The sequence below is a fragment of the Streptomyces sp. NPDC055078 genome (assembly GCF_053607985.1).
Window position 1 is genome coordinate 1 of sequence record NZ_JBSGUP010000208.1, and the last position, 12,054, is coordinate 12,054.

Annotated in this window: 8 protein-coding genes; 4 read left to right on the plus strand and 4 right to left on the minus strand. The window is 72.5% G+C overall.

Annotated elements, in window-relative coordinates; translation table 11 throughout:
• The 4 genes from ACWF94_RS18955 to ACWF94_RS18970 form a co-directional block, all read right to left on the minus strand.
• Window positions 1–2,384 (minus strand): transglutaminase TgpA family protein (locus ACWF94_RS18955; RefSeq protein WP_453489203.1); only part of this gene is annotated, 2,384 nt, incomplete at its 3' end.
• A 106-nt stretch (window positions 2,385–2,490) separates the two neighbouring features.
• A complete protein-coding gene (locus ACWF94_RS18960; protein WP_453489206.1) occupies window positions 2,491–3,867 on the minus strand; it encodes a DUF58 domain-containing protein in 1,377 nt (458 codons plus the stop codon).
• On the minus strand, window positions 3,867–4,910 hold the full coding sequence (locus ACWF94_RS18965) for an AAA family ATPase (RefSeq protein WP_453489209.1): 1,044 nt from the start codon (window positions 4,908–4,910) through the stop codon (window positions 3,867–3,869). Before ACWF94_RS18965 ends, ACWF94_RS18960 begins: the two co-directional genes overlap by 1 nt.
• A 321-nt stretch (window positions 4,911–5,231) precedes the next feature.
• Entirely contained in the window at window positions 5,232–5,777 is a 546-nt protein-coding gene (locus ACWF94_RS18970) for a beta-class carbonic anhydrase (RefSeq protein WP_453489212.1), read from the minus strand.
• 522 nt (window positions 5,778–6,299) lie between these two features.
• Here ACWF94_RS18970 and rsmH point away from each other — a divergent pair.
• From rsmH to murE, 4 genes are all read left to right on the plus strand, one after another.
• A complete protein-coding gene (gene rsmH / locus ACWF94_RS18975) occupies window positions 6,300–7,256 on the plus strand; it encodes a 16S rRNA (cytosine(1402)-N(4))-methyltransferase RsmH (protein WP_453489215.1) in 957 nt (318 codons plus the stop codon).
• Between the two features lie 331 nt (window positions 7,257–7,587).
• Complete coding sequence (locus ACWF94_RS18980) at window positions 7,588–8,280, plus strand: septum formation initiator family protein (protein ID WP_453489217.1); 693 nt, start codon at window positions 7,588–7,590, stop codon at window positions 8,278–8,280.
• A 4-nt stretch (window positions 8,281–8,284) separates the two neighbouring features.
• Window positions 8,285–10,246, plus strand: a complete 1,962-nt coding sequence (locus ACWF94_RS18985; protein ID WP_453489220.1) for a peptidoglycan D,D-transpeptidase FtsI family protein — start codon at window positions 8,285–8,287, stop codon at window positions 10,244–10,246.
• Window positions 10,247–10,452: 206 nt separating this feature from the next.
• The coding region (gene murE / locus ACWF94_RS18990) for a UDP-N-acetylmuramyl-tripeptide synthetase (RefSeq protein ID WP_453489223.1) at window positions 10,453–12,054 on the plus strand (1,602 nt) is incomplete at its 3' end.

The following is a 12,054-nucleotide window of genomic DNA, read 5'->3' on the forward strand; positions in this document are numbered from 1 at the left end:
GCCCACCGGGCCCGACCCCAGCGGTGCCACCGGCCGGTGAACGACTCCCAGCCGGCCGAGGCGACCCACACCACCCGAACGGTCGAGCGGGGCAGCAGCAATGCCCGCAGCCTGGTCCCGCCGCTCACCCCGGCCCGCAGTCCGGCCCGGATGCGTTCGACATCGTCGGTCAGCCCCATGGCCGGGCCGGGCCGTGGGGCATAGAGCACCTGTTCTACCGCGCCGGCGATCCGGTGCACCGAGTCCGCCGCCGCGCCCGTCAGATTCCCCAGCCGGACGATCCGGGCCGCCGTACGGCGCGGGGTCAGGGAGTCATCGGGCAGGACGCCGTGGTCCCAGGCCGTGTCGGAGATCTCCAGCCAGGCCGCCAGTGCCCGGGCCGACGCGTCCGTGGGCGACCGGCCCCCGGAACTCAGCCGACGTGCCCGGACTCTGAACCGCCACAGCATCGGCAGCAGTGGCACCGCCACCGCCGCCAGCACTCCCAGGCCGGTCAGCAGCGCCGCCCCCGCGGAGGTGCCCGAGTCGGTGGGCGTGTCCACACCCTGCGGGGCGGGCGCGCCGCACTCCCCGAGCCGCCGCAGCTCCGCCGGGCAGCTGTCCGACACCGTGGGCGTGGGGGAGGGCGCGTCGGACACGGTCGCCTCCGGCTGCGCCGGGCTGGTCGGACCGCCGGACGGCGTCTCGGCCCGGGTGTAGTCGGGCGCGCTGCCCCGGCTGGGGGTCGGCTCGAACCGGGTCCACCCGGCACCCTCGAAGTACAGCTCGGGCCAGGCGTGCGCGTCCCGCATGGTGACCGACATGCCCCCGTTGGACCCGGGGCTGCCGGGGGTGAAGCCCACCGCGACCCGTGCCGGTATGCCCAGCGTCCGCGCCATCGACGCCATCGCGAAGGAGAAGTGGATGCAGAAACCCTCCTTCTGCTGGAGGAAGCGGGCGATCGCGTCGACCCCGGTACCGGACTTCACATGGGTGTCATAGGTGAAACCACCGCTGACGGCGAACCAGTCCTGGAGCCTGACCGCCCGCTCGTAGTCGTTGTCGGCCCCGCGGGTCACCCTCTCGGCGGTCTCCCTGACCACATCGGGGAGGACATCGGGGACCTTGGTGTACTCGCGCTGCAGGTCGGGCGGGGCGGGCGGGGCACTGGCCAGCATCTCCGCCGTGGGCTCCACCAGCAGGCTGCTGACCGTGTACTGCGCGCCTCCGGTGTCCTCGCCGCGGTCCCCGACCACGGTCCGGCCCTCGGGCTCGTACCGCCAGCGTCCGCCGATCTTCAGCTCCGTCGCCGGATAGGGGAGCGGCAGCCAGTTCTGCTCGTAGTATTCGGCGGCAGAGACATTGGTCGTGATCGGGGTCGTCTTCACCGAGGCGCTCAGGCCCTGTGGCTGCGGCAGCCGGTCCGGGACGTCTCTGACGTCGCGCTCGGAGGACTTCCAGGTCTTCCCGTCGAACTCGTCGAGAGCCACGAACCGCAGATAGAGATCCTTGGTGTCCTTCGCGGTGGTGTTGTAGAGCAGGACTTCGCGGTTGTCCGACTGGTTCAGGTTGTCCTGGAGGGAGACCACCGGGTTCACCGCGGAGATGGTGCCGCCGCCCGAGCCGGAGCCCTCCCCGCCGCCCACGCCGGACAGCAGCCCGCCGTCCAGCGACGGCAGCGCGGCGGGGACCGCGAGCGCGACGCCCAGCGCGAGCACACCGATGCGCCTGCCGGCGCGGACCGGGGCCACCGGGCTCCGGCCGCCCGCCGGGTCGAAGGCTCTCGATCCGCGCGGCGGGGTGGCGGGCGCCCCGCCGAAGACCCGGCCCCACTGGGAGAGCCGGTCCCTGCCCTCGGCCAGCAGAAGCAGCAGATAGCCGGAGGCGGCGAGCAGGAACCACAGCCAGCCCGCTCCGCCGCGCGACAGACCCGCGGCCACCGAGTACAGCGCGAGCAGCGGCAGACCGGCCGGGGCCGCGCTGCGGAACGTCACCGCGATGGCGTCCACCAGCAGGCCGACCACCAGCACCCCGCCGACCACCATCAGCCGGATGCCCTCCGTCGCCGGGGCGGGGATCGCATATCGCCCGATGTCCTCGCCACCCACGCTGAGCAGCTCACCGAACCGCTGGAACGCCTCCGGACCGGGCAGCACCCCGAGCAGCGCATGGTCCCGGGCGAACACCAGGGTCAGCAGCAGCAGCGTCACGAGCACCTGGGCCGCGACCGTCATCGGCCGGGCGAGCGGTACCCGCCGGGCCAGCGCGCCCGCGCCGCTCTGGGCCGCCAGCAGCAGGACCGCCTCGATCAGCCAGCCGCCCCCTTCGAGCAGTGGCAGCATCGCGCTCGCCGCCAGCAGTGTGGCGGCGTAGGCACACAGGGCCAGCCGTCCGCGACCACTCATGAGCAACCCCCACCGTTCGTGACCAGCCTCCGGAGATGTTCACGGTTCATGACCAGCCTCCGGAGATGTTCACGGTTCATGACCAGCCCCCGGAGATGTTGACCGTTCATGACCAGCCTCCGGAGGTTCCGTGCGGGCCGCTGCCGGAGCTTTCCTCGCGCCGGCGGTTCGCCTGCTGCCACAGCGTGGAGAGCGAAGCTCCCGGCGGTACGGCGACGGCCGTCCAGCCGGCCTCGCGCAGCACCCTCAGCCGGTCGTCGGCTGCCTGTCCCGCCGGCTCGCCGACCCATGCCCCGCTGTCCAGGACGAAGGCCACCGCGGACCCGGCGCGCTGACGCATCCGCGTCGCGAGGGACGCCTGCTCGTCGTCGAGATCGCCGAAGAAGGCGATCAGCAGCCCTTCATGCCCACCGCGGAGTACGTCGTACGACGGTGACAGGCTCTCGCCGTCCGAGTGGTCGACGACCGCGAGCGTGTCCATCATCAGACCGGCGGAGTCGGCGGACTCCTGGGTGGTACCGGCGAAGCCGTCGCCGCCCTCGCCGGGCACCGAGGTCCCGGTGTCCGTGAGCAGCCGGACCGCGAACCCCCGCTCCAGAATGTGCACCAGCGCGGACGCGGCGCCCGACACCGCCCACTCGAACGCCGAGTCGGGGCCAGCGCCCTGAAAGGCGATTCCCCGGGTGTCCAGGAGGACTGTGCACCGGGCCCGCTGCGGCTGTTCCTCACGGCGCACCATCAGCTCGCCGTAGCGCGCGGTGGAGCGCCAGTGCACCCGGCGCAGATCGTCGCCGTAGCGGTAGGCGCGCGGGATCACATCGTCGTCACCGGCGAGCGCGAGCGAGCGCCGGCGGCCGTCGCCGTACCCCGATGCCTCACCCATCAGCGGGACGGGCGGCAGGGTCTCGGTCCGGGGTATCACGGTCAGGGTGTCGAACGCGCTGAAGGAACGGGTCAGTTCGCACATTCCGAACGGGTCGGTGAGCCGCAGCTGGAGCGGGCCGAGCGGATACCGTCCGCGCAGATCCGAGCGCACCCGGTACGACACCTCACGGCGTCCGCCCGCCTCCACCCGGTCCAGCACAAAGCGGGGGCGGGGCCCCAGCACGTAAGGCACATGGTCCTGGAGCATCAGCAGCCCGGTGGGCAGCCGCGAGACATTGTCCATGCGCAGATGCACCCGGGCCTCGGCCCCGGCGGGCACCCGCGCGGGCGAGAGCCGTCTGCTGCCCGCGACCCGGTAGCGGGTGCGGTACAGCACGGCCACACAGACCGGCGGCAGGACGGCGAGCAGCAGTCCGACCCGCAGCAGATCTCCCTGTCCCAGGGCATACGCGCACACCGCCGCCGCAACCCCGGCCGCGAGGAAGGAGCGGCCCCGGGTGGTGAGTCCGCCCAGGGCGGCCCGCAGGCCGGCCGGCTCCCGGCCCGCCCCGCTGTCCCGGCCGTCCCCGCCCTCGGCGGCGGGCCCCCCGCCAGACATCACAGCCGCCGGGCGCCGGGCTGCTGGCCGTAGATCGACTGGGACGGGCGGCCCGTGACAAAGGCGGTCTCGGCCCCCTCGGCCGTGGGCACCGGGGTGCGCTGCAGGATCTCCAGCACCACCTGCTCCGCCGTCCGCCGGTTCAACTGCGCCTGTGCGGTGGGCAGCAGCCGGTGCGCCAGGACCTGCACCACGAGCGACTGGATGTCGTCCGGCAGGGCGTAGTCCCGGCCGTCGAGCGCGGCGGTCGCCTTGGCGGCTCGCAGCAGATGCAGGGTGGCGCGGGGTGAGGCGCCGAGCCGGAGATCCGGGTGGCTGCGGGTCGCGGCCACCAGCTCCACCGCGTACCGCCGCACGGGGTCGGCGACATGCACATTGCGCACGGCCTCGATCAGCTTGAGGATGTCGTGCGCGTGCGCCACCGGCTGGAGGTCGTCGAGCGGGGAGACCCCGCCGTGCACATCGAGCATCTGGAGCTCGGCCGCCGGGCTCGGATAGCCGATCGACACCCGCGCCATGAAGCGGTCGCGCTGGGCCTCCGGCAGCGGATAGGTGCCCTCCATCTCCACCGGGTTCTGGGTGGCGACCACCATGAACGGGCTCGGCAGCTCGTAGGTGTTGCCGTCGATGGTGACCTGGCGCTCCTCCATCGACTCCAGCAGCGCCGACTGGGTCTTGGGCGATGCCCGGTTGATCTCGTCGCCGATCACGATCTGGGCGAAGATCGCGCCGGGCTTGAACTCGAAGTCACGCTCCTGCTGGTCGAAGATCGACACACCGGTGATGTCCGACGGCAGCAGGTCCGGTGTGAACTGAATGCGTCGCACGGAACAGTCGATGGACTTCGCCAGCGCCTTGGCCAGCATGGTCTTGCCCACGCCGGGCACATCCTCCAACAGCAGATGTCCCTCGGCGAGGAGCACGGTCAGCGAAAGCCGTACGACCTCAGGCTTGCCCTCGATCACACTCTCCACCGACCGGCGGACGCGATCCGCTGTGGTGGTCAGATCTGTGAGGCTCGCTCGATCGTCATAGGTCGTCACCCGGCCCTCCTCGGCCCCGTTCTACGGACCGGGTCATCGAACGGCCCGGCCCACCTCAAACACGAACACCGGTCCCCAGAAGTTCCGGAGGGTGCCGCATCCGCATTCTTGTTGGCGTTACGGGGTCGTGTCACTCGCCTGTGGACAACCGGGTGGGATTTGCCGGGTTGGCTGGGATTTATCCGGGTGCCGCAGTTCTCCACAACCGGCTCAGCGGGAGTCGCGGAACGGCCGGAACCGGGCCTGGGCCGGGCCCGAGGCGGGCCTGGGCCGGGCCCGAGGCGGGCCTGGGTGCGGCCCGAGCGGAGCCGGGCCGGGGGCTCACTCCGCCGGGTCGATCTCCCGCAGCAGCCCCTGCTGCACATCGAAGACGAAGCCGCGCACATCATCGGTGTGCCGGAGGAACGGGGACGTCCGTACCCGCTGCATCGACTGGCGCACATCCTGGTCGACATCGCGGAACGCCTCCACCGCCCACGGCGGGCGCTGCCCCACCTCGTCCTCCAGCTCATGCCGGAAGTCCTCGGTCAGCGACTCCAGACCGCACCCGGTGTGGTGGATGAGAATGACGCTGCGGGTCCCCAGCGCCCGCTGGCTGATGGTGAGCGAGCGGATCACGTCGTCGGTGACCACACCCCCCGCGTTGCGGATCGTGTGACAGTCGCCCAGCTCCAGGCCGAGCGCGTCATGGAGGTCGAGCCGGGCGTCCATACAGGCGACCACGGCTACCCGCAGGACGGGTCGCGCGTCCATCCCCGGGTCCTGGAATCCGGCGGCGTAGCGCTGGTTCGCCTCGACGAGACGATCGGTGACCGTACCGCCGCCCGTGCGCAGTGCGTCGGCGGATTGGTGCGCGGAAGTCGTCATGCTGACGACGTTAATGGGCGACGGCCCGGGAAGCCTGCTGTGAGAGGGGACAAAGAACATCAACGACGCTTGTTGTGAGGTAACCCACAAGAGTGATAAGGCAACACCCGTTCGAGTGAACCGGTCGTTCCGGGGGCCCTCCCGGAGGCCCTCCCGCCACGCCGCCGGGCGGTTGATTGACCGCGCAGTCCGGTGGACTAAAGTGACGCGAAGTCCACCGGTACTTCCCGCCCATTGCGGCGGTTCCTCCGGCTCATCCCCGCTTCACCCGTCTGCCTCGCTGTTCGCACTGTTTCGCCGAGTTTCCCGCTTCCCCCCGCTTCCCGTGCCCGCCCTGCTTTCACCGTTCTCACCGTCGCTTTCACCGTGTCTCACCTTTCTCACTGTTCTCACCGTTTTCGACGTTCTCACCGTTTCACCGACTTTCCCGCGAGTGCGGCGTACGCACCGCGTGTGCGGCGTACGCAGGCACGGCCCCGCTCATCGGCCGGCCGGGCCCCGCGCCGGACCTGAGAGGGCGCTTTGAGCAATACCCGACACGTCCCGGTGATGCTCCAGCGGTGCCTGGACCTCCTTGCCCCGGCCCTGGAACGACCCGGATCCGTGGTCGTCGACTGCACCCTCGGACTCGGCGGGCACAGCGAGGCACTCCTCACCCGGTTCCCCGGCACCCGGCTGATCGCGCTCGACCGGGACAAGGAGGCGCTGCGGCTCTCGGGTGAGCGGCTTGCCCCCTTCGGCGACCGCGCCACCCTGGTCCACGCCGTCTACGACGAGCTGCCCGGCGTTCTCACCCGGCTGGGCGTCCCCCGGGTCGAGGGCGTCCTCTTCGACCTCGGTGTCTCCTCCATGCAGCTCGACGAGGCCGACCGGGGATTCGCCTACGCCCAGGACGCCCCGCTCGACATGCGCATGGACCAGACGACCGGCATCGGCGCCGCCGAGGTCCTCAACACCTATCCGCCCGGTGAGCTGGTACGCATCCTGCGGCAGTACGGCGAGGAGAAGCAGGCCAAGCGAATCGTCTCGGCCGTCGTACGGGAGCGGGAGCGCGAGCCCTTCACCAACAGCGCCCGGCTCGTCGAGCTGATCCGCGACGCCCTGCCACAGGCCGCCAAGCGCACCGGAGGCAACCCGGCCAAGCGCACCTTCCAGGCGCTGCGCATCGAGGTGAACGGTGAGCTGAGCGTGCTGGAGCGCGCCGTTCCGGCCGCGGTCGGGGCGCTTGCCGTCGGCGGGCGGATCGCGGTGCTCTCGTATCAGTCCCTGGAGGACCGGCTGGTCAAGCAGGTCCTCGCGGCGGGTGCGGCGACCACGGCGCCCCCGGGACTGCCCGTCGTACCGGAGGCGTACCAGCCACGGCTGAAACTGCTGACCCGAGGCGCCGAGCTGCCGACCGCGGAGGAGATCGCGGAGAACCGCCGGGCGGCTCCGGCGCGTCTGAGGGGAGCAGAGCGGATCCGGGAGGAAGTGCGGTGAACCGCCTCGGGGCCGGCCGCGCGCCCGCGTGGAAGAGGAAGGGGCACCCCGGTACGTACTCTCCGGCAGGCCCCGCGCCGGAAGGTACGCATCGCGCCCGGCCAGGGCCGGACGGTACGCATCGCGCCCGGCCAGTGCCGGACGGTACGCACCGGGCCTGGCGGCCGGGACCGGGCGTGGCCCCACGCCGCCCTGCCCGGGGCCGGCCCCGGGCGGAACCGACCACCGCCGGGGCGCCGACGCGCGGCCTGCGGGGGACACGCAGGGCGCGCAGGACGGGCAGGCCGCGCAGGACCCTGCGGGGGACGCGGAAGACGATCGGGAGGACGCGGTGAGCACAGCCGCCAAGCAGCTCAAGGGACGCGCCGCCAGACTCGCCCGGCTGATGCCGGCGGGTCCGAGCACCGCGGCCCGTACCCCCTTCGTCCTGCTGGTCGTCGTCCTCCTCGGCGGCGGTCTGATCACCCTGCTGCTGTTGAACTCCTCGCTCAACGAGGGTTCGTTCGAACTGAGCGAGCTGAAGCGCAAGACCACCGAACTCACCGATGAACAGCAGGCGCTCCAGCGGGACGTGGACGACTACTCCGCCCCCGACGCGCTGGAGCGGCGGGCCCGTGAGCTGGGCATGGTCCCCGGCAGCGGCCCCGCCTTCATCGACCCCGACGGCACCGTACGCGGCGTACCGGGCCGGGCCGGCGCACTGCCCGCGCCCGACCCCACCCCCCTGGACGCCTCCGGCACTCCCGCCCCTGGCACGTCGTCCAACCCGTCGGCCGACCCCTCCGCCACACGGTCCGCCCAGTCCCCGCAGCCGACCCCGTCGGCCACCCCGGGCACCCCGCAGCCGACCGGCCCCTCGGCGGGCCCGCCCGGTTCCGGGCAGGCGGCGGGGTCCGCCCGCGTCTCCCCGCAGTCACCGGCGCCCCGTACCGCACCCGGCCCGGCCGGTGCCACCGCGCCCGCCCCACCCCCGGCGACCACACCGCCGTCCGAGAAGCCGACCCCGACGCCCTCCGGCAGGTGACCGAGTGCCCCCCGAACCACCAGCACCGCGCCGGCGGCCCGCCGCCCCGCGAGGACGGGTGCCCGGCCCCGCCCGCCGCCCCTCGCGCCGGCCGTCCCCGCGCCCCGCGCCCCGCGGGCCCCGCCCCGCCCCGCGCTCGCTGAGACTCGGCAGCCCCCGCCCCCGGCTGCGCCTGGTCAGCCTCGGTCTGACGCTGGTGATGCTGGCCTTCGTGGTGCGCCTGCTCCAGGTCCAGGCGGTCGATGCCAGCGCGTACGCCGCCAAGGCGGAGAAGCACCGCTATCTCAGCGTGAAGCTCGCCGCCGAGCGCGGGGAGATCACCGACCGGACCGGGATCGCACTGGCGGACAGTGTCGACGCGTATGACATCACGGCCGACCCGAAGCTGTTCACGCCCAAGGAGAGCAAGTCCCCGAACGCGCCCGATCAGGCCGCGGCGCTGCTGGCACCCATCCTCGGCAAGAGCGCCGACGAACTGGCCACGAAGCTCAGGAAGCCCGGCTCCCGGTACACCGTGCTGGCCCGCCGCCAGACCCCCCAGGTGTGGAAGCAGATCAAGGACCTTAAGGGCGTCTTCGCCGAGAAGGCCCGGGAACCCGGAGGGACCGGCGTCAATGTGCTCGGCGGGATCCTCCAGGAGCCGAGCAGCAAGCGCGTGTATCCGAACGGCGACCTCGCGGCCGGGATACTGGGCTATGTCAACGCCGAGGGCCGGGGCGGCGGCGGGATCGAATCCATGCTGGACGCCGAGCTTGCGGGCCGGAACGGGGAGATCACCTACGCCCAGTCGGGCGGCCGGCGCGTGCCCACCGCCGACGGCACCCGGGAGACCCCCGCCGTCGCCGGCTCCGACATCGAGCTGACCATCGACCGTGACATCCAGTGGGCGGCCCAGCGCGCGATCAGCGAACAGGTCAGTAAGTCCAAGGCCGACCGGGGCTATGTGATAGTCCAGGACACCAGGACCGGCGAGGTCCTCGCCATAGCCAACTCGCCCGGCTTCGACCCCAACGACATCTCCGGGGCCGACTCGGCCGCCATGGGCAACGCCGCCCTCCAGGACGCGTACGAACCGGGCTCCACCGCCAAGGTGATGTCCATGGCCGCCGTCCTGGAGGAGAAGGCCGCGAACCCCGGCACCCATGTCGTCGTCCCCAACCGGCTGCACCGGGGCGACCGGCTCTTCAAGGACGACATCGACCACCCCACCTGGTACCTCACGCTCAACGGCGTACTGGCCAAATCCAGCAATATCGGCACCATCCTGGCGACCGGCCAGCTCGGCAAGACCCAGGCGGAGGCCAACAAGGTGCTCCACTCCTATCTGCGGAAGTTCGGCATGGGCAGCCCCAGCGGGCTCGGCTACCCGGGGGAGACCCCGGGCATCCTCGCCCCGCCCGGGAAGTGGTCCACCTCGCAGCAGTACACGATCCCCTTCGGCCAGGGCTTCTCCATCAACGCGATGCAGGCCGCCTCCGTGTACTCCACGATCGCCAACGGAGGGGTACGCGTCGAACCCACCCTGGTCCGCGGCCACAAGGGCCCCGACGGCCGGTTCACCCCCGCCCCCGAGCCCCGGCAGACCCGGGTGGTCAGCGAGGAGACCGCGCGGACGCTCGGGACCATGCTGGAGTCGGTCGTCGGGGACGAGGAGGGCACCGGCACCAAGGCGCGCATCCCGGGCTACCGCGTCGCGGGCAAGACCGGCACCGCCAACCGCGTCGACCCGAAGCTCGGCCGCTACCGGGGGTACACCGCCTCCTTCGCCGGGTTCGCCCCCGCCGACAAGCCGAGGATCACCGTCTACTGCGCCATCCAGAACCCCACCAAGGGCAGCTACTTCGGCGGCCAGATCTGTGGCCCGATCTACCAGAAGGTCATGGAGTTCTCGCTGAAGACCCTCAAGGTGCCGCCGACGGGCCAGAAGCCCGCGAGGCTGCCCGTCACCTTCAAACCGGGCACATGAACCGGCCGGGCGCGGCGCACGACCCCGGTGCCGGGACGGACCACCGGCCGGACGGAACGAATGACCCCCGCGCCCGGACCGACCACCGGCGGACGGAGCACCGGCCGGACGGAACACCGGCCGGGCCGAACGAACGGCCGGGCCGGACCAGTGGCCCGGCCCGCGAACGACCAGTCAGGCCCATGACCGAGGAACCACCAGTGACCATGATCACCTCCGATTCCGGGAACCACGGCCCCGGCCGCACCCCGTCCTCCCCCCGCCCGCCGGACCGGGCGGACGGGACGCCACCGCCCCCGGCGGACGGCACACCGACCGAAGCGGACGCCACGGCACCGACCGAAGCGGACGGCACACCGCCCCCGGCGGACGCCACGGCAACCGAAGCGGACGCCACGGCACCGACCCCCGCGGACGGCACACCACCGACCCCCGCGGACGGCGTGCCGCCACCCCCGGCCGACGGCGCCCCCTCATTTCGCCCCCGACCGGGTGCGCCCGGTACGCTCACCGCCGTGCCACACGCTGATCAGTACCGAACCGCCCAGCAGGACGCTCCCGCGAGGCAGCCGGGGGCGCCCCGGCCGGACCGGCCCCACCCGACGCCCCTGGGGGAGCTGGCCGCCCGGCTGGGGGTGAAGAGCCCCGGCGAGGTCACGGTCACCGGCATCACCCACGACTCCCGGGCCGTACGCCCCGGCGATCTGTACGCGGCCCTCCCCGGCGCCCGGCTGCACGGCGCCGACTTCGTGGACCAGGCGGCCGACCTCGGCGCCGCGGCCCTCCTCACCGACCCGACCGGCGCCGAACGCGCGCGCGCCACCGGTCTGCCGGTCCTGGTCACCGACGACCCCCGAGGCCGGATGGGAGCACTCGCCGCCGACATCTACGGGCACCCCGGCGACAAGATCCTCCAGATCGGCATCACCGGCACCTCCGGCAAGACCACCTCGGCCTATCTCGTCGAGGGCGGACTGCGGGCCGCGGGCCGCAGCACCGGTCTGATCGGCACCGTCGAGACCCGGATCGGCGACGACCGCATCAAGTCCGAACGTACGACCCCCGAGGCCACCGACCTCCAGGCCCTCTTCGCCGTCATGCGCGAACGCGGTGTCGAGGCGGTCGCCATGGAGGTCTCCAGCCACGCCCTGGTGCTCGGCCGGGTCGACGGCTGTGTCTTCGACGTCGCGGTCTTCAACAACCTCAGCCCCGAGCACATGGAGTTCCACTCCGGCATGGAGGACTACTTCCAGGCGAAGGCGCAGCTGTTCACCCCGGCGCGCAGCAGGCGGGCGGTCGTCAATTTCGACGACGAGTACGGCCGCAGGCTCACCGCCCAGGCGACCGTACCGGTCACCACCTTCTCCGCCGAGGGCCACCCGGACGCCGACTGGCGGGCCGAGGACGTCACGGTGGGCACGCACGGCTCGGCGTTCACCGCCGTCGGTCCCGGGGGTGAGCGCGTCGCCGCCGAAGCGCCGCTGCCCGGCCCGTTCAATGTCGCCAACACCCTGGCGGCCGTCGTCACCCTCGCCGTCGCCGGGATCGACCCGGCGACCGCCGCCGGCGGCATCGCCGCGGTCCCGGGCGTGCCCGGCCGGCTGGAGCGGGTGGACGAGGGCCAGCCGTATCTCGCCGTCGTCGACTACGCCCACAAGACGGACGCCGTCGAATCGGTCCTGCGCTCGCTGCGCAAGGTCACCGAGGGCAAGGTGCACATCGTCCTCGGCTGCGGCGGCGACCGCGACATCACCAAGCGCGGCGCCATGGGCGCCGCTGCCGCGCGCCTCGCCGACACCGCCGTACTG

Excerpts from the sequence above, each read along its gene's own strand:
- ACWF94_RS18960 (WP_453489206.1), bottom strand. The coding sequence starts at position 3,867 with ATGTCTGGCGGGGGGCCCGCCGCCGAGGGCGGGGACGGCCGGGACAGC.
- ACWF94_RS18970 (WP_453489212.1), bottom strand. The coding sequence starts at position 5,777 with ATGACGACTTCCGCGCACCAATCCGCCGACGCACTGCGCACGGGCGGC.